This window comes from Jiangella gansuensis DSM 44835 (genome assembly GCF_000515395.1).
Taxonomy (GTDB): Bacteria; Actinomycetota; Actinomycetes; order Jiangellales; family Jiangellaceae; genus Jiangella; species Jiangella gansuensis.
The window spans coordinates 2104613-2125361 of the sequence record NZ_KI911782.1 but is presented as its reverse complement, the minus strand read 5'-3'; the positions used below and the strand labels follow the sequence as shown (position 1 = coordinate 2125361).

At 71.6% G+C, this 20749-nt stretch carries 16 protein-coding genes and 1 pseudogene; 6 read left to right on the top strand and 11 right to left on the bottom strand.

The features are described 5' to 3' along the window. Positions 1-33 precede the first annotated feature (33 nt). Together JIAGA_RS0110305 and JIAGA_RS0110300 are read left to right on the top strand one after the other, a co-directional pair. On the top strand, positions 34-684 hold the full coding sequence (locus JIAGA_RS0110305) for an amino acid ABC transporter permease (RefSeq protein WP_026875598.1): 651 nt from the start codon (positions 34-36) through the stop codon (positions 682-684). Then, on the top strand, positions 681-1571 hold the full coding sequence (locus JIAGA_RS0110300; RefSeq protein WP_026875597.1) for an amino acid ABC transporter permease: 891 nt from the start codon (positions 681-683) through the stop codon (positions 1569-1571). Before JIAGA_RS0110305 ends, JIAGA_RS0110300 begins: the two co-directional genes overlap by 4 nt. A 153-nt stretch (positions 1572-1724) precedes the next feature. Here the strand turns inward: JIAGA_RS0110300 and rny are convergent, their stop codons facing one another. Next, entirely contained in the window at positions 1725-3287 is a 1563-nt protein-coding gene (gene rny, locus JIAGA_RS0110295; protein ID WP_425402782.1) for a ribonuclease Y, read from the bottom strand. Positions 3288-3777: 490 nt separating this feature from the next. Between rny and JIAGA_RS0110290 the strand changes: the two genes are divergently transcribed. Both JIAGA_RS0110290 and JIAGA_RS0110285 read left to right on the top strand, forming a co-directional pair. Beyond that, a complete protein-coding gene (locus tag JIAGA_RS0110290) occupies positions 3778-5070 on the top strand; it encodes an ATP-grasp domain-containing protein (RefSeq protein WP_026875595.1) in 1293 nt (430 codons plus the stop codon). Positions 5071-5076: 6 nt separating this feature from the next. Next, positions 5077-7104 carry a CocE/NonD family hydrolase gene (locus tag JIAGA_RS0110285; protein WP_026875594.1) on the top strand — a complete coding sequence of 676 codons (2028 nt, stop codon included), beginning with the start codon at positions 5077-5079 and terminating at the stop codon, positions 7102-7104. A gap of 30 nt (positions 7105-7134) precedes the next feature. Here the strand turns inward: JIAGA_RS0110285 and JIAGA_RS0110280 are convergent, their stop codons facing one another. From JIAGA_RS0110280 to JIAGA_RS0110265, 4 genes are all read right to left on the bottom strand, one after another. Continuing rightward, positions 7135-7707, bottom strand: a complete 573-nt coding sequence (locus tag JIAGA_RS0110280; protein ID WP_211239598.1) for a regulatory protein RecX — start codon at positions 7705-7707, stop codon at positions 7135-7137. An 11-nt stretch (positions 7708-7718) separates the two neighbouring features. Continuing rightward, positions 7719-8759 carry a recombinase RecA gene (recA, locus tag JIAGA_RS0110275; RefSeq protein WP_026875592.1) on the bottom strand — a complete coding sequence of 347 codons (1041 nt, stop codon included), beginning with the start codon at positions 8757-8759 and terminating at the stop codon, positions 7719-7721. Positions 8760-8914: 155 nt separating this feature from the next. Then, positions 8915-10189 carry an MFS transporter gene (locus JIAGA_RS28900; protein ID WP_035812368.1) on the bottom strand — a complete coding sequence of 425 codons (1275 nt, stop codon included), beginning with the start codon at positions 10187-10189 and terminating at the stop codon, positions 8915-8917. A gap of 54 nt (positions 10190-10243) precedes the next feature. Further along, positions 10244-10438: a DUF3046 domain-containing protein gene (locus tag JIAGA_RS0110265; protein ID WP_026875591.1), complete on the bottom strand. Its 195-nt coding sequence runs from the start codon at positions 10436-10438 to the stop codon at positions 10244-10246. A gap of 91 nt (positions 10439-10529) precedes the next feature. Here JIAGA_RS0110265 and JIAGA_RS0110260 point away from each other — a divergent pair, with 91 nt between their 5' ends. After that, on the top strand, positions 10530-15149 hold the full coding sequence (locus JIAGA_RS0110260) for an ATP-dependent helicase (RefSeq protein ID WP_026875590.1): 4620 nt from the start codon (positions 10530-10532) through the stop codon (positions 15147-15149). 40 nt (positions 15150-15189) lie between these two features. After that, positions 15190-15630 carry a GNAT family N-acetyltransferase gene (locus JIAGA_RS0110255; protein ID WP_245597151.1) on the top strand — a complete coding sequence of 147 codons (441 nt, stop codon included), beginning with the start codon at positions 15190-15192 and terminating at the stop codon, positions 15628-15630. Here JIAGA_RS0110255 and JIAGA_RS28895 read toward each other — a convergent pair. From JIAGA_RS28895 to JIAGA_RS28885, 6 genes and pseudogenes are all read right to left on the bottom strand, one after another. Then, positions 15623-16093, bottom strand: coding sequence for a flavin reductase family protein (locus tag JIAGA_RS28895; protein ID WP_035812367.1), 471 nt, complete (start codon positions 16091-16093; stop codon positions 15623-15625). The two genes, JIAGA_RS0110255 and JIAGA_RS28895, sit on opposite strands and share 8 nt — an antisense overlap. Before the next feature lie 95 nt (positions 16094-16188). Continuing rightward, a pseudogene (locus JIAGA_RS28890) lies at positions 16189-16458 on the bottom strand (helix-turn-helix domain-containing protein); the annotation flags it as partial. A gap of 169 nt (positions 16459-16627) precedes the next feature. Further along, complete coding sequence (locus tag JIAGA_RS0110240) at positions 16628-17095, bottom strand: CinA family protein (RefSeq protein ID WP_026875588.1); 468 nt, start codon at positions 17093-17095, stop codon at positions 16628-16630. Then, on the bottom strand, positions 17092-17760 hold the full coding sequence (gene pgsA, locus JIAGA_RS0110235) for a CDP-diacylglycerol--glycerol-3-phosphate 3-phosphatidyltransferase (RefSeq protein ID WP_084469607.1): 669 nt from the start codon (positions 17758-17760) through the stop codon (positions 17092-17094). The genes JIAGA_RS0110240 and pgsA overlap by 4 nt, the downstream gene beginning before the upstream one ends. Further along, complete coding sequence (gene rimO, locus JIAGA_RS0110230) at positions 17709-19112, bottom strand: 30S ribosomal protein S12 methylthiotransferase RimO (RefSeq protein ID WP_035813875.1); 1404 nt, start codon at positions 19110-19112, stop codon at positions 17709-17711. The genes pgsA and rimO overlap by 52 nt, the downstream gene beginning before the upstream one ends. 13 nt (positions 19113-19125) lie before the next feature. Further along, positions 19126-20745: an FAD-dependent oxidoreductase gene (locus JIAGA_RS28885; protein ID WP_035812365.1), complete on the bottom strand. Its 1620-nt coding sequence runs from the start codon at positions 20743-20745 to the stop codon at positions 19126-19128. Positions 20746-20749 lie beyond the last annotated feature (4 nt).

Below are 20749 nucleotides of genomic sequence, written 5' to 3'. Positions count from 1 at the left end.
GTTCGGTCGCACGGTTCTGGAAGGGGCTGCCCGATGGACGCCGTCCTCGACGAGCTTCCACTCTACTGGGAGGGTTTCCGCACGACCCTCGCGCTCACGCTGCTGTCCGCGGTCATCGCGCTGGTGGTGGGGACGATTCTCGGCTCCTTCCGAGTCTCGCCGGTGCCCACCCTGCGCTGGTTCGGCACCGCGTACGTCGAGATCGTCCGGAACACCCCGCTGACACTGGTATTCATCTTCTTCGTCTTCGTGGCGCCCCAGCTCGGCTGGAGACCCAGCGACTTCTTCGCCCCGGCCGTGGCCGCGCTGGCGGTGTACACAGCGGCGTTCGTGTGCGAAGCGGTGCGCTCGGGCATCAACAGCGTCGGCCAGGGGCAGGCCGAAGCCGCCCGCGCCATCGGCCTGACGTTCCTGCAGACACTGCGGCTCATCGTCCTGCCGCAGGCGTTCCGGACCGTCATCCCGCCGCTGATCAACATCTTCATCGCGCTGACCAAGAACAGCTCCGTCGCCGGCGGCTTCTTCGTGGCCGAGCTGTTCGGCGTCGGCCGGCAACTGACCAACGCCCATCCGGGTGACGTCATCGCCGTCCTGCTCTTCGTCGGCGTCTTCTACCTGATCATCACCATCCCGTCCGGTCTCGTCGCCGGCTACGTCGAGCGGAAGGTGGCGTTCGCCCGATGAGTTCGGTCCTGTACGACACCGCCGGTCCTCGGACCCGGCGGCGCACGCTCATCTGGTCGATCGTCGGCGGTCTGTTCGTCCTCGCCGTGTTGTTCCTGGCGTACCGCCAGCTCGACGAGCAGGGGCAGTGGGAGACCGAGCGCTGGCAGATCTTCTGGGATCCGCCGATGGGCCAGAGCGCCGAAGACGTCTGGAGCTCGCTGCTGGTCACGGGTTTGGGCGCGACGCTCCGCGCCGCCGGGGCCGCCGCCGTCATCGCGCTGACGCTGGGGCTGATTCTCGCGGTCCTGCGGATGTCGACGTCCCGGCTGGTCAGATGGCCGGTCACGACCGTCGTCGAGTTCTTCCGCGGGCTCCCGGTCGTGCTGCTGATGTTCTTCGGCGTGTTCGCCCTGGGACTGTCGTTCTACTGGGGCGTCGTCTTCGGCCTGGTCATCTACAACAGCGCGATCTTCGCCGAGATCCTGCGGGCAGGCATCGTGTCGCTGCCCAAGGGCCAGTCCGAGGCTGCCTACGCCGTCGGGCTCACCCGGTGGCAGGCGCTGTTCACCGTGCTGCTCCCCCAGGCCGTGCGCCGCATGCTGCCGTCGTTGATCAGTCAGCTGGTGGTGCTGCTGAAGGACACCTCGCTCGGCTTCATCATCGCGTACGCCGAACTGCTACGTCAGTTGCAGACGAACACCCAGTTCTTCGGCCAGCGCTACTGGTTCCAGTTCTTCGTGGTCGGCGCCGCCATCTACATCGCGGTGAACTTCACGCTGTCGCGGCTGGCCGTCTACCTCGAGCGGCGCGGCACCAAGAAGGCCGCCGGCGGCACGGCGAAGGCCGACCAGGCCCAGATAGCCGGCACGTCCGCCACCGGCCTGACCGGCGGCAACCCCATCTGATCCGCCCCGAAATGATCACGTCCAGGATGGGTGTTACCGCCTCACCAGGAATGCTTGCCTGCTGAAGCGGTAACACGCCTGGTGGTGTACGGGCGGACCCCGACCGGACGGACGTCGGCCGGACGGACACTAGCCCTCAGCGGGCGCCAGCCCTCAGCGGGCGAACTCCGTCGACCGGGACTCGCGCACGACGGTGATGCGGATCTGGCCGGGGTAGGTCAGCTCCTCCTCGACCTGCTTGGCGATGTCGCGGGCGAGCACCTGGGCCTGGATGTCGTCGACGACGTCCGGGAGCACCATGACCCGGATCTCGCGGCCGGCCTGCATGGCGAAGACCTTCTCGACGCCGTCGTGGCTCATGGAGATCTCCTCCAGCCGCTCCAGCCGCTTGACGTAGGCCTCCAGCGACTCCCGCCGGGCACCGGGGCGGCCGCCGGAGATGGCGTCGGCGGCCTGGGTGAGAACCGCCTCGACGGTACGCAGCTCGACCTCGTTGTGGTGCGCCTCGATGGCGTGCACGACGTCTTCGTTCTCGCCGTAGCGGCGGGCGATCTCGGCGCCGATGAGCGCGTGGCTGCCGTCGACCTCGTGGGTGAGCGCCTTGCCGATGTCGTGCAACAGCGCGCACCGCTTGGTGAGCTTGATGTCCAGGCCCAGTTCACCGGCCATCATGCCGGCCAGGTGGGCGGACTCGATGAGGTGCTTGAGCACGTTCTGCCCGTACGACGTGCGGTAACGCAGCCGGCCGAGCAGCGCGATGAGGTCCGGGTGCATGTCGGTGATGCCGACCTCGACCAAGGCGTCCTCGCCGGCACGCACACACAGCGCCTCGACCTCGGCCTTGCTCTTCTCGTACTGCTCCTCGATGCGGTGCGGGTGGATGCGCCCATCCAGCACCAGCTCCTCGAGGGTCAACCGGGCGACCTCGCGGCGCACCGGGTCGAAACAGGAGAGCAGCACCGCCTCCGGGGTGTCGTCGATGATGAGGTTGACGCCGGTGACCTGCTCGAAGGCGCGGATGTTGCGGCCCTCGCGGCCGATGATGCGGCCCTTCATCTCGTCGCCCGGCAGGTGCAGCACGGACACGACGGACTCGGCCGTCTGCTCCGACGCCAGGCGCTGGATGGCCAGTGTGATGATCTCGCGGGCGCGGGCCTGCCCGTTCTCGTTCGCCTCCTGCTCGATGTCGCGGACCCGGATGGCGGCCTCTCGCTTGGCCTGCTCCTCGACGGCGGCGACCAGCTCGGCCTTCGCCTGCGCGGCGCTCAGTTCGGCGGTGCGCTCGAGGATGGCACGACGTTCTGCCTCCAGCTCGTCCAGGGCCGCGGTGCGCTCGTCCAGAGCGGCGACCTGCGCCTCGACCTCCTGCACGCGCTGTTCGAGAGCCTGGCTGTCGGCGAGGACGCGCTGTTCGCGCTCGGTGAGCCGCTGTTCCCGCCGCTCGAGGTCCGCGCGCTGCTCCCGGAGGTCGGCTCCGACCCGGTCGGCGCGCTGTTTGGCCTGCTCGGCCTCGGCGGCGGCGCGTGCGGCCATCTCGAGGGCCTCGGCCTGCGCCTTCGACCGAGCCTCGTCGGCGTCACGGCGAGCGGCCGCACGTACCTCGTCGGCCTCGCTCTGGGCCGCGGCACGCAGCCGGACGGCATCCGCCTCGACCTGCGAAAACAGCTCCGAGGACTGCGCACGCGTCGACTCGACGCCGCGCAGCCGGCTGAGCATCACGACCAGCGCCACCACGAGCAGCGCGACTATCACCAGCCCGACCAGCAGCGTTGCCGTTCCGGTGTCCATCGGCGGGCTCCCTCACATATCCGACCTGACGAGCAGGCCATCTGCTGGCGGGAACCGCACCACGACCGCGCTCACACCGCGGACGATGCGAGCCTCAACCACCGACGAAGATCACCCGAGTATGCGGTGATGCTCCGACCGGTCCGCGCCGGCCGCACCACCCACGCGAGCCTGGCGTACCGAATTGACCCGCTCCGACCAGCCCTGCGCCGGCCTCGGCGGTGTTGCGGTGTCGAGTCGTGCCACGTTCACTATGTCCGATCCGCGGTCGCGGAGTTGTTCTCCACCTTTGGATTTGAGGTTACGTAAGGGTGTACAGGCGGTCAAGGTGACACGAGCGCGCGCTCCTCCAGCGCCCCGTTTGTCCTCCCGGTGCCAGGGGAACGGACAAGACGTCGGCTACTGGAAGGTACAAGTGATGCAGAAGAACGCATTCGTGTTGGGCATGGACGACCTCAACCGGGCGAACCTGCGGACCCTGCGCGATGCGTCCCGCTATCGCTTCCATCAACTACTGACGATCGATGAGCTCCAGCACGGCGCGACGATCCCGCTGCCCGAGCTGCTGGACAAGGCGCGCCGCCAGCTCGATGCCTTCGACGGCACCGTCGACGCCATCGTCGGCTACTGGGACTTCCCGGTCAGCCTCATGGTTCCCATCCTGTGCGCGGAGCGGGGGTTGCCGTCGGCGGACCTGACCTCGGTCCTCAAGTGCGAGCACAAGTACTGGTCCCGCATCGAGCAGCAGAAGGCCATCGACGAGCACCCCAGATTCGGTCTCATCGACGTGCACGACGACGATCCCCGGCTTCCCGGAGAGCTCTCCTACCCCGTGTGGATCAAGCCGGTGAAATCCGCGTCCTCCGAAGGCGCCTACCGGTGCGCCGACGACACCGAGCTGCGCCGGAAGCTGCCGAAGGTCCGCGAGGCGGCCGCCCGCATGGGCGAGCCGTTCTCCGCCGTCCTGTCGATGGTGGACCTCCCGCCGGAGATCGCCGCCGTCGGCGGGACCGCCTGCCTGGTCGAGGAGGCCTCGACCGGGCAGCAGCTCACCGTCGAGGGCTACGTCCACGACGGCGACATCACCGTCTACGGCGTCGTGGACTCCGTCCACTACCCCGGCACCGCGAGCTTCCTGCGCTACCAGTACCCCACGCGGCTTCCCGACCAGGTCACGACCCGCATCGCCGACGTCACCCGGCGCGTCATCGGCGCCATCGGACTGGACCGCTCGACGTTCAACATCGAGTTCTTCTGGGACTCCGAGACCGGCCGGCTCGAACTGCTCGAGATCAACCCCCGGCACTCGCAGTCCCACGCCAGGCTCTTCCAGCTTGTGGACGGCCTGCCCAACCACCAGTTCATGATCGACCTCGCGATGGGAAACGAACCGGAGGCCCGCTACGGCGAGGGGCCGTACGACGTCGCCGCGAAATGGTTCCTGCGCTGCTTCGCCGACGGCGTCGTCCGCGTGGTGCCGTCGCCGTCCGAGATCGCCCAGCTGCAGCAGGATGTCCCCGGCAGCACGATCGTCGTGAAGGTCGACGAAGGCGATCGGCTCTCGGATCTGCACGGAGAGGATTCGTACAGCTTCGGGCTCGCCCAGCTGTACATCGGAGCCGCCGACGAGGACGACCTCGTCGACAAGTACGAGAAGTGCACCAGCGGACTGCGCTTCGAGATCGACGAACAGCCAGCCACCGGGAGTTAGTCACGCATGCGTACCGTCACGTCGCTGCCGCACGCCGTCACCGAGGACGAACATCTGTGGATCCCCATGTCCGACGGGGTCCGGCTGGCCGGACGGTTGTGGCGACCGAAGTCCTCCGACGACGAGCCGGTGCCGGGTGTCCTGGAGCTCATTCCGTATCGCAAGCGGGACATGACCGCGTTGAGGGACTCCATCCACCACCCCTACATGGCCGGCCACGGGTACGCGTGCCTGCGCGTCGACCTGCGCGGCAGCGGCGACTCCGAGGGTGTTCTCACCGACGAGTACCTGGAACGGGAGCTCCAGGACGCCGAGGAGATCCTGGCATGGATGGCCGAGCAACCGTGGTGCAGCGGCCGGACCTCGATGATGGGCATTTCCTGGGGCGGGTTCAACGCCTTGCAGGTGGCGGCCCGCCGGCCCCCGAGCCTCGGTGCCATCGTCACCGTCTGCTCGTCCGATGACCGCTACGCCGACGACGTGCACTACATGGGCGGCTGCCTGCTCAGCGACAACCTGTCCTGGGCCTCGACGATGTTCGCCTACAACTCCTGTCCGCCCGACCCCGCGCTCGTCGGTGAACGGTGGCGGGACATGTGGCTCGAGCGGCTCGACAACAGCGGCCTGTGGCTCGACGAGTGGCTGCGCCATCAGCAGCGCGACGACTATTGGCGGCACGGTTCGGTCTGCGAGGACTACTCGGCGATCACCTGTCCGGTGTTCGCCGCCAGCGGCTGGGCCGACGGCTACTCCAACGCCGTCTTCCGCCTGCTCGCCGAGCTCGACGTGCCGCGCAAGGGACTGATCGGTCCGTGGAGCCACAAGTACCCGCACCTCGGTGAGCCGGGTCCGGCGATCGGCTTCCTCCAGGAGGTGGTGCGCTGGTGGGACCACTGGCTCAAGGACGACACCGGCAACGGCGCCATGGACGGCCCACAGCTGAGCATCTGGATGCAGGACACCGTGCCGCCGTCCACGGCGTACGCCGAACGCCCGGGCCGGTGGGTCGGCGAGGACCAATGGCCCAGCGAGCGGGTCGTCCCGTTGCGCCATCCGCTGGCGCGCCACCGCATCGCCGAACCGGGCGAGCAGGTCGACGTCGTCCCGCTGACGGTGCAGTCGCCGCTCTCGGTCGGGCAGTTCGCCGGCAAGTGGTGCTCGTACAACGCCCCGCCGGACCTCCCGTACGACCAGCGGGAGGAGGACGGCGGGTCGCTGGTGTTCGACAGCGACGTGCTCACCGACCGGCTCGAACTCCTGGGTGCGCCCGTGCTCGAGCTGAGTTTCGCCGCCGACAAGCCGCTGGCCATGGTGGCGGTCCGGCTCTCCGACGTCGCGCCCGACGGCAAGGCGACTCGCGTCAGTTACGGCGTCGCGAACCTCACCCACCACCACAGTCCCACCGGGCCGCAGCGGCTCGAGCCGCGAACTCAGTATGCGGTGACAGTGCAGCTCAACGGCATGGCGCAGGCGTTTCCGGCTGGGCATCGGATCCGCCTGTCGGTCTCGACCTCGTACTGGCCGCTGGTGTGGCCGTCGCCGGAATCCGTGCGGATGACGGTGTTCACGGGCAGCTCCCAGCTCGTCCTCCCGGTCCGGGAGCACGACCCGTCCGATGACGAGCACGCGCCGTCCTTCGACGAGCCCGAGGGCGCGCCGCCCATCGCCGTGACCTCACGACAGCCGGGCGAACACCGATGGACCGTGACGCGTGACCTCGCGCAGGATTCCTCGGCGCTGGAGGTCGTGAAGGATCTGGGGGTGTCGCACATCGACGACATCGGTCTCGACATCACCAGGCGGGCGTACGAGCGGTACAGCTTCGTCGGCGACGACGTCACGTCGACGCGCGGCGAGACCGAATGGCACATGGGATTCACCCGGGGCGACTGGAGCGTCCACGCCACCACCCGGACGGTGCTGACGTGCACGGCCACCGAGTTCCACCTGCATGCCCAGCTGGACGCGTACGAGGGCGAGCGGCGGATCGCGTCCAAGGACTGGACCCGTCGCATTCCACGCGACTTCATCTGAGCAACGCCAGGTGAACAGCCACCCGGGGCGTCAGTCGTCGGGGACGTCGGCGGGCAAATGCTCGGTCTGCACGCCCTCGGCTTCGAGGGCCTCGCGGACCACCCGGAAGGCCAGGCCGGCCGGGTAGCCCTTGCGCGCCAGCATGCCGGTGAGCCGGCGGGTCCGGGCCAGCGGGTCGAGCCGCCGGGTGCCGGGCAGCCGCTGCGACACCAGCGCCCTGGCGGTGCGTTCCTCCTGCTCCGGGTCGACCGCCTCGACGGCCTCGGCCACCGTGGCCGCGTCGACACCACGGGTGCGCAGCTCGTGGCCGAGCGCCCGGCGGGCCAGGCCGCGCCCGGCGTGCCGGGACTGAACCCACGCCTGGGCGAAGGCGGCGTCGTCGACGAGCCCGACGTCGCCGAACCGCCCGAGGACTTCCTCTCGGACCTCCTCGGGCACGCCTTTGCGAGCCATGGCGGCGTCGAGCTGGGCGCGAGTCTGCGGCGCGGCCGCGAGCCGCTTCAGCGCCACCGACCGGGCGACCGCGGCCGGGTCGGCTTCGACGTCGAGCTCCTCCTCGGAGTCCCGGCGCCTCCCCCGCGCCCGGCCGGCGTTCCTGCTCACGATGTCTCCGCTCAGAAGTCGACCGGGACCTCGTCCACGGCGGCGGTATCGACCTTCGGCCCGACGCCGAGCTTCTCCTTGATCTTCTTCTCGATCTCGTCGGCGAGGTCGGGGTTGTCCTTGAGGAAGTTGCGGGCGTTCTCCTTGCCCTGGCCCAGCTGATCGCCCTCGTAGGTGTACCAGGCCCCGGACTTGCGGACGATGCTCTGCTCCACCCCGAGGTCGATGAGGCTGCCCTCGCGGCTGATGCCCTCGCCGTAGATGATGTCGAACTCGGCCTGCTTGAACGGCGGCGCGACCTTGTTCTTGACCACCTTGACGCGGGTGCGGTTGCCGACCGCGTCGGTGCCGTCCTTCAGCGTCTCGATACGCCGCACGTCGAGCCGGACCGAGGCATAGAACTTCAGCGCCTTCCCACCGGTGGTGGTCTCGGGCGAGCCGAAGAAGACGCCGACCTTCTCACGCAGCTGGTTGATGAAGACGGCGGTGGTCTTCGACTGGCTCAGCGCACCGGCGATCTTGCGCAGCGCCTGGCTCATGAGTCGCGCCTGCAGGCCGACGTGGCTGTCGCCCATCTCGCCCTCGATCTCCGCCCGCGGGACCAGAGCGGCCACGGAGTCGATGACGATGATGTCGAGCGCGCCGGAACGGATCAGCGTGTCGGCGATCTCCAGTGCCTGCTCACCGGTGTCGGGCTGGGAGACCAGCAGCGAGTCGGTGTCCACCCCCAGCGCCTTCGCGTAGTCGGGGTCGAGGGCGTGCTCGGCGTCGATGAAGCCCGCGACGCCGCCGGCGCGCTGGGCGTTGGCCACCGCGTGCAGGGCGACCGTCGTCTTACCGGAGGACTCCGGGCCGTAGATCTCGATCACCCGGCCGCGCGGCAGACCGCCGATGCCGAGTGCGACGTCCAGGGCGATGGCCCCGGTGGGAATCACCTCGATGGGCACCCGGGCCTCTTCGCCAAGACGCATCACCGAGCCCTTGCCGAACGAGCGCTCGATCTGCGCGAGCGCAGCGTCCAGCGCCTTGTCGCGGTCCGCGGGAACAGCCATGGGCACCACCTGGGGTCGACGGGCCGGCGCGCGGCCCTGCGTTTTCTTGTTCATCGCCGTCAGACGTTACGCGGTGCCACCGACAGGTTCGAGAACGAATTCGCGGCCTGTGGAAACTCCGCCGTCTGGCTCTCGGCGTACGGACAGAATCGACTCTAGACCGAACGAGTGTTCGATAGCGAGCGACACGCCGGAACCAGTGTGGCGACGACCGGCGCGGCCAGCAGCACGGCCGCCGCGGCGTTCAGGACGCCGTACCCGAAGGAGCCCACGACCACGCCGGCCAGCGCTCCCCCGCCGGCCGCGGCCAGCCCCATGAGCAGATCGGACGCGCCCTGCACGGCCGGCCGGTCGTCCGGCGCCACGGCGTCGGTCAGCAACGTGGACCCGGCCACCATGCACGCCGACCAGCCCAGGCCGAGCAGGAACAGCCCGGCCGTCAGCGCCGGCGAGTGTCCTTCCTCGGCCGTGCCCGACAGCACCACGGCCGCCAGCAGGGTCAGCACGCCACCGAGCACCACCGGGATCCGGCCGGCCCGGTCGGCCAGCCACCCCATCACCGGTGACAGCGCGTACATGCCGGCCACGTGCACGCTGATGACGAAGCCGATGACCGAGATGGACGCGCCGCCGTGCGTCATGTGCACCGGGGTCATGACCATGACGGTGACCATCACGGTGTGCCCGACCACCACCGAGACCAGGCCGAGCACGGCCGGCGGGCTGGCGGCGATGGCCGTCCAACCGGCGCGCAGCACTCCCCGGCGGCGTACCGGGGCCACGGTGGACCCCCGCCCGCGCGCGGTGAGCAGCGGGTCCGGCCGCAACCCGGCGAGGACGATCAGGGCGCCGGCCCCCATGACGACCGCGCCCACCAGGAACGGCCCGGCCAGTGGCTCGATGCCGAAGGTCTCGGCCAGCCGCCCCGACGGGCCGGCGAGGTTGGGCCCGACGACGGCGCCGACCGTCGTGGACCAGACGACCACCGACAGCGCCCGCCCCCGGCTGTGCGCAGGCGCCAGGTCGGTGGCGGCGTAGCGAGCCTGCAAGCCCGCCGCCGTCCCACCGCCGAGCAGCGCGGTACCGGCCAGCAGCAGGCCGAAGACCTGCATCTGAGCGGCGACGACGGCGAGCAGCGCGCCCGCGGCGCCGACGGCGTAGGCGACACCGAGCCCGACCCGCCGGCCATGTGTCATGGCCAGCGCCGCCGCCGGCATGGCCAGCAGCGCCGCACCCAGCACCTGGGAACTCTGCACCAGCCCGGAGAGGTCTTCGCGGCCGAACAGCTCGGTGACGACGACGGCACCGACCGCGATGGCGGCCGAGACTCCGAGCCCGCCGGCGACCTGGCTGGCGACCAGGGTGCGCACGGTGCGCTGCTGGACGGCGTGGAGCGTAGGGTCGGCGGCCGCCGCGGAGTCTGTCACGATTGGTGACGCTACCGCCCGGGCCCGACACCGGTCATCCCGGTTTCGGGGGCGGGCTCAGCGGACGCCGGGCGGAAGCCGCAGGGCGTCGCAAACCGCGCGCCACACGACCTTGGTGTCCTCGCCGGCGGCGAGCGCCTGGTGCACCGTGCGCCCGCCGAGCGCCTCGAGGACGTAGTCGCGCGCCCACGAGTCGGCGTATGCGGAGCCGAGATGGTGCTCCATCCGCTCCCAGAAATCCGTCAACCGCACGCCGGCAAGCCTATGCGGCCGCTACGGAACCAGGCGATCGGGAGCCGCCGGCTGTGGCCGCTCGACGACCCTGTCGGTGGGTCGGGCCATGATGGGGGGCGTGGGTGATGTCCTCGAGCTGTTCGGCCCGGCCACGCGAGCGTGGTTCGCCGGGTCGTTCGCCGCGCCCACGTCGGCCCAGGAAGGTGCCTGGCGCGCGGTCGCGGCCGATCGCAGCGCCTTGGTCGTGGCGCCCACGGGGTCCGGCAAGACGCTCGCCGCCTTCCTGTGGGCGCTGGACGGGCTGGCCACCGAGCCGGTGCCGGAGGACCCCATGCACCACTGCCGGGTGCTCTACGTCTCGCCGCTCAAGGCGCTCACCGTCGACGTCGAACGCAACCTGCGGGCGCCGCTGGCCGGCATCGGGCACGCGGCGGCACGGCTGGGGCTGCCGGAGCCGGACATCTCCGTCGGGGTGCGTTCCGGGGACACGCCGGCCGAGGAGCGCCGCCGCTTCAACCGCCGACCGCCCGACATCCTGATCACCACGCCGGAGTCGCTGTTCCTGCTGCTGACGTCACAGGCGCGCGAGTCGCTGCGGCACGTGCGGACGGTCATCGTCGACGAGGTGCACGCCGTCGCCGGCAGTAAGCGCGGCGCCCACCTCGCGTTGTCGCTGGAGCGGCTGGACGCGCTGTTGCCGCGGCCGGCCCAGCGCATCGGGTTGTCCGCCACCGTCCGGCCGGTGGACGAGGTGGCCCGGTTCCTCGGCGGGGCGCGGCCAGTCGAGGTGGTGTCGCCGCCGTCGGATAAGAGTTGGGACCTGCGCGTCGTCGTCCCGGTGCCCGACCTGGAGGAGTTGGCCGCCGCGCCGGAGCCGGAGCCGCTGGGCACCCCCGCCACCGGGTCGGTCTGGCCGCACGTGGAGCAGCGGGTGGTCGACCTGGTCGAGGAGCACTCGTCCACCATCGTCTTCGCCAACTCGCGGCGGCTGGCTGAGCGCCTGACGGCTCGGCTCAACGAGATCGCCGCCGAGCGTGACGGCGCGGGACCGCCACCCGACCCTGCTCCCCCGGCGCAGCTCATGGCCCAGGCGGGCAGCACCCGGGGCGGTTCGGGTGCCATCGCCCGGGCCCACCACGGTTCGGTCAGCAAGGAGCAGCGCGCCCTCATCGAGGACGATCTGAAGTCCGGCCGGCTGCCGGCGGTGGTCGCCACCAGCAGTCTCGAACTCGGCATCGACATGGGCGCGGTCGATCTCGTCGTCCAGGTCGAGTCGCCGCCGTCGGTGGCCAGCGGGCTGCAGCGGGTCGGCCGCGCGGGTCACCAGGTCGGCGCGGTGTCCAGCGGTGTGCTGTTCCCCAAGTACCGCGGCGACCTCGTGCAGACCGCCGTCGTCGCCGAGCGGATGCGGTCGGGGCAGATCGAGGAGCTGGCCGTTCCGCGCAATCCGCTCGACGTCCTGGCGCAGCAGATCGTCGCGGCGGTCGCCATGGACGACTGGCCGGTGGACGAGCTGCTGGCCACGGTCCGGCGGGCGCACCCGTTCGCCTCCCTCCCCCAGTCGTCGTTCGACGCGGTGCTGGACATGCTCGCGGGCCGGTACCCGTCCGACGAGTTCGCCGAGTTGCGGCCGCGGCTGGTGTGGGACCGCACCGCGGGGGTGCTGCGCGGCCGGCCCGGCGCCCAGCGGCTGGCCGTCACCAGCGGCGGCACCATCCCCGACCGCGGCCTGTTCGGTGTCTTCCTGGTCGGCTCGGACCCGCGTAAGGGCGGCGCCCGCGTCGGTGAGCTGGACGAGGAGATGGTCTATGAGTCGCGGGTCGGCGACGTCTTCGCTCTCGGCGCCACCAGCTGGCGCATCGAGGACATCACCCACGACCGTGTGCTCGTCTCCCCCGCCCCGGGCCAGCCGGGCAAGCTGCCGTTCTGGCACGGCGACACCCTCGGCCGGCCGGCGGAGCTGGGTGCGGCGCTCGGGGCGTTCGTCCGCGAGATCGACCGGCTTCCCGACGCCAAGGCGCGAGAGCGGGCGGCCCGGGCCGGCCTCGACGAGTGGGCGGTCGACAACCTGCTGGCCTATATCCGCGAGCAGCGCGCCGCCACCGGGCACGTCCCGGACGATCGCACCCTCGTGGTCGAGCGGTTCCGCGACGAGCTCGGCGACTGGCGGCTGATCCTGCACTCCCCCTTCGGCGCCCGGGTGCACGCGCCGTGGGCGCTGGCCATCGGGGCGCGGCTGCGGGAACGGTACGGCGTCGACGTGCAGGCCGCGCACGCCGACGACGGCATCGTCCTGCGCATCCCGGACACCCTCGACGGGTTCGACGAACCGCTGGCCGACGGGGCCGGCCGGCCTCCGGGCGGCGACGCGGGCCGCGCGCCCGACGCCGGGCTGGTCGTCCTCGAGCCCGACGAGCTGGACGAGATCGTCACCACCGAGGTCGGTGCCTCCGCGCTGTTCGCGTCCCGGTTCCGCGAGTGCGCGGCCCGGGCCCTGCTGCTGCCGCGCCGCACGCCGGGCCGGCGCTCTCCGCTGTGGCAGCAGCGGCAGCGCTCGGCGCAGTTGCTGCAGGTGGCGTCGAAGTACGGCTCGTTCCCGATGCTGCTGGAGACCATGCGCGAATGCCTGCGGGACGTCTACGACCTGGACGGCCTGCGCGAGATCATGCGCCACATCGCCGACCGGTCGGTCAAGGTGGTCGAGGTCGAGACCGCGCAGCCGTCCCCGTTCGCCCGGTCCCTGCTGTTCGGCTACGTCGCGGCGTTCATGTACGAGGGCGACTCCCCGCTGGCGGAACGGCGCGCACAGGCGCTCACGCTCGACTCGGCTCTGCTGTCCGAGCTGCTCGGGCAGACGGAGCTGCGTGAGCTGCTCGATCTCGAGGTCGTCGAGACCACCGAGGCCGAGCTCCAGCGGCTCGCCCCTGACCGGCGGGCCGGAAGTGCCGAGGCGGTGGCCGACCTGGTGCGGCTGCTCGGCCCGCTCACGACGGCGGAGGTGCAGGCACGCTGCACGGACGGCCAGGACGCGTCAGCGCACTTGGACGACCTGCTGCGCCAACGCCGGGTCATGACGGTGCGGATCGCCGGGCAGGAACTGTGGGCCGCCGTCGAGGACGCCGCCCGGCTGCGCGACGCGCTCGGGGTGGCCCTGCCCACCGGGGTGCACGAGGCATTCGCCGCGCCGGTTCCCGATCCGCTCGGCGACCTCGTCGGTCGGTACGCCCGCACGCACGGCCCGTTCCACGCCGCCGACGTGGCGACGCGGTTCGGCCTGGGCATCGCCGTGGTCACCACGACGCTGCGCAGGCTGTCCGCCGAGGGCCGGGTGGTCGAAGGCGAACTGCGCCCTGGCGGCACCGGCACCGAGTGGTGTGACGCGGAGGTCCTGCGGTTGCTGCGCCGCCGGTCGCTGGCGGCCTTGCGCAAGGAGGTCGAGCCGGTCGACGCCGCCACGCTCGGCCGGTTCCTGCCGGCCTGGCAGTCGGTGGGCAGCTCACTGCGCGGCCCCGACGGCGTGCTGCGCGTGGTCGAGCAGCTCGGCGGCGCCGCGGTTCCCGCCAGCGCGCTGGAGAGCCTGGTGCTGCCCGCGCGGGTGGCGGCCTACACGCCGGCGTGGTTGGACGAGCTGACCGCGGCCGGCGAGGTCGTGTGGTCCGGGCACGGGACCCTCCCAGGCTCCGACGGCTGGGTGTCCCTGCACCTGGCCGACACCGCACACCTCACCTTGCCCGACGTCGACCCCGCCGAGGCGGACGGGCGGCTGCACACGGCCGTCCTGGAGACGCTGGCCGGCGGCGGCGCGTACTTCTTCCGGCAGCTCAGCGATGCGGTCGGCAGCCGGCTCGACGCCCCGCCCGACGATCCCGCGCTGACGACGGCGCTGTGGGACCTGGTCTGGGCCGGATCGATCACCAACGACACCCTGGCGCCGCTGCGGTCCCTGCTGTCGGGCACCCGGTCGTCGCACCGGTCCCGCCCGGCCAGGCCGCGCTCCCGGTACGCCCGCGGGCGCGTCGCGATGCCGTCGAGGTCGGGGCCGCCGGCCGCGGCCGGGCGGTGGTCGCTGCTGCCCGAGCGCGATACCGACATCACCCGCCGCGCGCACGCCGCCGCCGAAGCGCTGCTCGAGCGGCACGGCGTGGTCACCCGCGGCGCGGTCACGGCCGAGCGGCTGCCCGGCGGGTTCGCCGCCGCGTACCGGGTGCTCTCGATGTTCGAGGACACCGGCCGGGCCCGCCGCGGCTACTTCGTCGCCGGCCTGGGCGCGGCGCAGTTCGGCACGCCCGGCGCGGTGGACCGGCTGCGCTCGTACACCCGCACCGACGACGGCCGGCCGGCCAGCGCGGTGGTCCTGGCCGCCACCGATCCGGCCAATCCGTACGGAGCCGCGCTGCCCTGGCCCGACCGGAGCCCACGCGACACCGACGCGACGAGCAGCTCCGGGCACCGCCCGAGCCGCAAGGCCGGCGCGCTGGTGGTGCTCATCGACGGCGACCTTGCGCTCTACGTCGAGCGCGGCGGCCGGACGCTGCTGTCCTGGACCGACGACCCCGAGCGGCTGCGGGCCACCGCCGACGCCTTGGCGCTGGCGGTGCGCGAGGGAGCACTGGGGTCGCTGCGGGTCGAACGGGCCGACGGCGAACAGATCACCACCACCCCGCTCGGCGAGGCACTGACCGCTGCCGGTTTCCACGTCACACCTCGCGGGCTGCGGCTGAGGGGGTGAGCCACCCGGCGCCAGGGCGACGGCTGAGTACCCTGGCGAGGTGATCCTCGCGACAACCGGCGGCTACGAGGTCGACGACGACGCCGGCCGGCTGGACCTCGCCGTCATCACCGGCTTCCTGCGCACCGCGTACTGGAGTGCCCACCGTTCCCGTGAGACGGTCGAGCGGGCCGTCTCCCGGTCGATGGGCATCGGCTTGTATGCCGGCGACGGCAGCCAGGTCGGGTTCGCTCGGGTCGTCACCGACGCGACGACGTTCGCGTACCTGGCTGACGTGTTCGTGGTGCCGGAGCATCGTGGCCGCGGACTCGCGCGGTTCCTGGTGAGGGCGGTCCTGGAGCACCCGGACCTCGCCGGCGTCGAGCGGTGGATGCTGGCGACCGCGGACGCGCACGGGGTGTACGAGCCGCTCGGGTTCGCCGCCCCGGAGGACCCGGCATTGTTCATGGTCCGGCAGGCCGCTCGCCAAACGATCAGGTGACGGGGTCGCCGGGCGAGTAGTAGCCGCGGTCGACGTGCACCAGCGGCACCTCGCCGGTGAGGTCGGGGGCGACCCGCACCACCCGGCCGATCGCGATGGTGTGGTCGCCGGCGTCGACCAGCTGATAGGGCACGCACTCGACCGCCGCCACACCGCCGGTGAAGACGAGCTCGCCGTGCGTGGTGCGGCGGCTGGGCCAGGCCGAGAAGTCGTCGCGGGCGCCTGGGTGCCGGTCGCGCGCGGCGTAGTCGGCGAGCGGTAACTGATCCGCGGCCAGGAACGTCAGCGACCAGCCGTCGGCGACGAAGAGGGTGTCGTGCATGAAGCGGTCCTTCATGACGCACACCAGGACGAGGGGCGGGTCCAGAGACAGAGACGACACCGCGGTCACGGTCAGGCCGCAGTCGCGCCCCACGGGGTCGAGCACCGTGAGCAACGCCACACCGCTGGCGAGCCGCGCCATGGCGTCGCGGAACGCCGGAGCGGCCGCGACCCCGGACTCGGGCCGCGCCGAGATCAGCCGACCTTGACGACGTCACGCGGCCGGGACATCTCCCGGGGCCGCAGCTCGGTGAGGGCACCGACGGCCGCCGCCTCCACCCGCATCATCTCGTCGCTGACTTCGCGCAGAACCTCCGACATGGGCAGATCGAGTGCTTCGCAGATGGCCGCGAGCAGCTCAGACGATGCTTCCTTGCGGCCGCGTTCGACCTCGGACAGGTACCCGAGGCTGACTCGCGCCGCAGCCGAGATCTCGCGGAGAGTGCGGCCTTGCTCGATCCGGCGACGCCTCAAGACATCGCCGACGAGCCGTCTGATGAGGATCATCGGCTACCCCTCTCGCGATTCGTCTCGCCTGTGCTTGACTCCACCGTACCTTCTGGTTCGAGCGTTTGCGCTTCCGGCCTCGCCGGGGCGCGGTGGTGAAAATCAGTCGTCATCGTCACTGTGGAACGCGCCGGCCGGCCCGGGGATTCCCGCGCGCCGAACCGGCGTCTCAGAGTCCGGACAGCAGCTCCAGCGCGGCCCGCACCGTCGCGTCCCGGACTTCCCCCCGTCCGCCGGTCAACGCGGAGTCGCCGGTGTACGACCGCACGGTGGTCCCCTGCGACGTGGCCACGGCGACGTGCACGGTGCCCGGTGGGTGGCCGTCCTGCCCGCTCGGCCCGGCGACGCCCGTGGTGGCCACGCCGACGTCGGCGCCCAGCCGGTGCCGGACACCGTCGGCCATGGCGGCGGCGACCTCCGGAGCCACCGGGCCGTGCCGGTCGAGCAGCTCGCCCGGCACGCCGGCCAGCGACGACTTCAGCTGCGTCGCGTAGACGATCACACCGCCGCGGACGACGGCGGACGAGCCCGGCACCGACGTCAGCGCGGCGCAGACCAGACCGCCGGTGAGCGACTCTGCGGTGGCGACGGTACGGCCGGATGCGGTCAGGGCCCGGACGGCGTCTTCGGCATTCACGCCGGCCCCGATGCCGAGCCACGACGCAGCCGGACCGCCGACACCACGTAGTCGACGCCGGTGACGACGGTGACGATGACGGCGGCCGCCATGGCCGTCGCCTCGACCGGGTCGAACCATCCCGGTAGCGGCAGGATGTACAGCCCGAGCGCGAGCGCCTGCAGGGCCGTCTTGAGTTTGCCGCCCCGGCTGGCGGGGATGACGCCGTACCGGATGACGGCGAACCGCAGTAGCGTGATGCCCCACTCGCGGACCAGCACGACCACCGTCACCCACCAGGGCAGGTCGCCGAGCAGCGACAGCCCCACGAACGCCATGCCGGTCAGCGCCTTGTCGGCGATCGGGTCGGCGATCTTGCCCAGGTCGGTGATCAGGCCGCGCTTGCGCGCGAGGTCGCCGTCGAGCCGGTCGGTCAGCATGGCCACGCCGAACACGAAGAACGCCACGACCCGCGAGGGGTCGTGTTCGCCGCCTGCGCGCAGCAGCAGCCAGCCGAACAGCGGCACCAGCACGATGCGCGCCGCGGTCAGCGCGTTCGCGATGTTCCACGGGCTCGGCGGGGCCGTCGACGGTTCGGGCACGGCCCCAGGGTAGGGCCTGGCGGGGCCGCTCACTACCGAGCGACGGCCACGAGGTCGGCTCCGTCGCTTCCGGTGACGATGCATTCGACCAGGTCACCCACCGCGGCGGTGACACCGGACACCTTCGTCGTGCCGTCCACCTCGGGTCCCTGGTGGGCGGCCCGGCCCTCGACGACGCCGTCGGCGACCGATTCGACGAGGACCTCGACGATGTCGCCGATGCGGTCCTCGGCGCGCTGCGCGACCAGTTCCTCGACCAGCTCGCCGACCCGGTCGGCTCGTTCGGTGACTTCGTCGGGGTCGAGCTTGCCGTCCATGGTGGCGGCCTCGGTGCCGTCCTCGTCGGAGTAACCGAACACGCCGACGACGTCGAGCCGTGCCTGGGTGAGGAACGACTCGAGCTCGGCGACGTCGTCCTCGGTCTCGCCGGGGAACCCGACGATGACGTTGGACCGGATGCCGGCCGACGGCACGCGGGAGCGCACCGAGTCGATCAGCTGCAGGAACGACTCGGTGCCGCCGAACCGCTTCATCCGGCGCAGCAGCGGCGTGCTGGCGTGCTGGAACGACAGGTCGAAGTAGGGCACGACACCGGGGGTGCTGAGCATCGCGTCGACCAGCGTCGGCCGCATCTCGGCGGGCTGCAGGTACGACACCCGCACCCGCGCGATGCCGTCGACGGCGGCGAGCTCGGGCAGCAGCGTCTCCAGCAGCCGCAGGTCGCCGAGGTCCTTCCCGTACGAGGTGGAGTTCTCGCTGACCAGGAACAGCTCCCGGACACCCTGCTCGGCGAGCCACCGCGCGTCGGCGAGCACGTCGGACGGGCGGCGGGACAGGAACGAGCCCCGGAACATCGGGATGGCGCAGAACGTGCAGGCGCGGTCGCAGCCGCTGGCGAGCTTCAACGGCGCCATCGGCCCGCCGTCGAGACGGCGACGCACCGACCGCGGACCCGACGCCGGGGCCATGCCCGCGGGCAGGTCGGGCGCGGCGTACGCGGCGGCCTGCCGCTCCACCGGGCTGACGGGAAGCAGCTTGCGCCGGTCGCGCGGGACGTGCGGAACGTGCTGCGCCCCGCCGAGGATGCCGCGCAGCCGGTCCCCGATGGCGGCGTAGTCGTCGAACCCGAGCACGGCGTCGGCCTCGGGCAGTTCCGTCGCCAGTTCGACGCCGTACCGCTCCGCCATGCACCCGACCGCGACGACGGCCTTCGTGGCGCCCCCGGTCTTGAGGTCGGCCGCGGCCAGCAGCGAGTCGACGGAGTCCTTCTTCGCCTGTTCGACGAAGCCGCAGGTGTTGACCAGGACGGTCTCGGCGGCCGCCGGGTCTTCGACGAGGTGGAAGCCGTCGGCGTCGAGCCGGCCGGCGAGCTCCTCGGAGTCGACCTCGTTGCGACTGCAGCCCAGCGTGACGATCGCGACGGAATGTTTGCCCATGTCGACCGACACTCTACTCGTCGGGCTCGCCGCTTCCCCCGTCGCGCCGGATGTCGTCGGGCCAAGCCAGCGGGACGCCGAGGCCCTGGGCCAGCAGATCCTGCAGCTTGCGCAGGTCCGATGGGTCGCGACGGACCTGCGTGGGAGTCCGGTCGACCTCCAGGCAGTAGGCCGCGAGCGCGCCGGCGGCTTCGCCGATCGCCCACTCGACCGGGTGCAGCCGGTACGCGCCGTTCGTGATGTGGGTGGTTCCGATGTTCTTGTTCGCCGGCAGCAGGTTCGACACGGAGGCCGGTATCAGTGCGCCGAGCGGGATCTGGAACGGATAGGAGGCGATATCGACGTAGTTTCGGCCTGACGTCGACGGGTGCAGGTCGATCCGGTAGTAGCCGATGCCGACGCTGTCGGGGAACACCTGCGCGCCGACACCAGGCCCGCGCATCGCCCGGCCGATGTGGGCCTCGGTCACGGTGAACGCCGCACGGATGCGGCGCGATTCTCGGATGTACGCCTCTCTGGCGAGGCCGTCGTCGGTGCCGAGGACGTCGCCGCGCAACCGCAGCTCCGGGTAGCCGGTGCCGCCGTCGCTTCGCGGGGCTTCGGTCTGCACCCAGTGCACGAAGGAGAGCGTGAGCTCGCGGGCGCCGGCCAGGGCCCGCTTCCGAGTGTCGGCGTCCACGCCGAGCAGCGGCACTTCCCAGTAGTCGACCTGCGGCCAGTTGATCAAGGTGACGTCGCCGCCGGCGAAGGTGTGGTCCAGGTGACGCCGGGCCAGGATGCGGCGGTAGTGCCACAGGTCGCGGTCGGCACCGGTGACGGCCTGCTCCGGCGTGCCGGCGAAGAGCGGGCGGTACCGCTTCTCCAGTGTGATCGGGTGGACATCGGTCCATGACAGTTGTGAACCCGGCCAGCGCGGGTCGACGGTGTCGCGCCAGGCTGCGTAGCCGGCGGGCTCCGGGATCACGTGCGATTCACCCGGTCGGAGCTCCACGGCCGCGCACCAGGTGATCGCCTGCTGGTCCAGCGGGTCGGCGTGGTCGGGGGCGTGCAGCTCGCCGGTTTCGCTCCTCGACTCCGCGCCGATCACGTGCGGAACCCCGGCCAGCTCGAGCAGGTCGCCGAGTTCGGTGGCGTCGAGGACGATCGCACCGCGCAGCAGGGTCGACGCACCGGACCGGTCGCGGACGGTGACCGACGTGACGCGGTCACCCTCCCGCGTCGCCGCCACCGGGGTGACCCCGCGCAGGACCGTGAGCGCACCCGAGGCCAGCCACGGCGACACGGTCTCCTCGAGCACCAGGGCGGCGACTCGCGGCTCGTGGCACAGTGCCGACACGAACCCGAGGCCTGGGTTGAGGTGCTCGGCTGCGCGGGCCTCGGGCGTCAGCGGATAATTGCGGCGATAGAAGTCGCGGATCCGTTCGCGCAGCTCGCGGTACCCAGCGGAAACGTACTCGCTCTCGATCCACGGGTGCTCGTCCGGCGGGACCGCCTGGCTGGTCAGCTGGCCGCCGAGCCAGTCACCGGACTCGGTGAGGATCACCCGCCGGCCCAGCGTCAGTGCCGCCCGGGCGGCCGCCACGCCGCCGAGCCCGCCGCCGATGACCAGGACATCTGCACTGTCGATCTGCACGTAG

Excerpts from the sequence above, each read along its gene's own strand:
- JIAGA_RS0110305 (WP_026875598.1), top strand. The coding sequence starts at position 34 with ATGGACGCCGTCCTCGACGAGCTTCCACTCTACTGGGAGGGTTTCCGC.
- JIAGA_RS0110300 (WP_026875597.1), top strand. The coding sequence starts at position 681 with ATGAGTTCGGTCCTGTACGACACCGCCGGTCCTCGGACCCGGCGGCGC.
- rny (WP_425402782.1), bottom strand. The coding sequence starts at position 3,287 with ATGCTCAGCCGGCTGCGCGGCGTCGAGTCGACGCGTGCGCAGTCCTCG.
- JIAGA_RS0110290 (WP_026875595.1), top strand. The coding sequence starts at position 3,778 with ATGCAGAAGAACGCATTCGTGTTGGGCATGGACGACCTCAACCGGGCG.
- JIAGA_RS0110285 (WP_026875594.1), top strand. The coding sequence starts at position 5,077 with ATGCGTACCGTCACGTCGCTGCCGCACGCCGTCACCGAGGACGAACAT.
- recA (WP_026875592.1), bottom strand. The coding sequence starts at position 8,759 with ATGGCTGTTCCCGCGGACCGCGACAAGGCGCTGGACGCTGCGCTCGCG.
- JIAGA_RS0110260 (WP_026875590.1), top strand. The coding sequence starts at position 10,530 with ATGGGGGGCGTGGGTGATGTCCTCGAGCTGTTCGGCCCGGCCACGCGA.
- JIAGA_RS28895 (WP_035812367.1), bottom strand. The coding sequence starts at position 16,093 with ATGGCGCGGCTCGCCAGCGGTGTGGCGTTGCTCACGGTGCTCGACCCC.
- pgsA (WP_084469607.1), bottom strand. The coding sequence starts at position 17,760 with ATGCATCGTCACCGGAAGCGACGGAGCCGACCTCGTGGCCGTCGCTCG.
- rimO (WP_035813875.1), bottom strand. The coding sequence starts at position 19,112 with ATGGGCAAACATTCCGTCGCGATCGTCACGCTGGGCTGCAGTCGCAAC.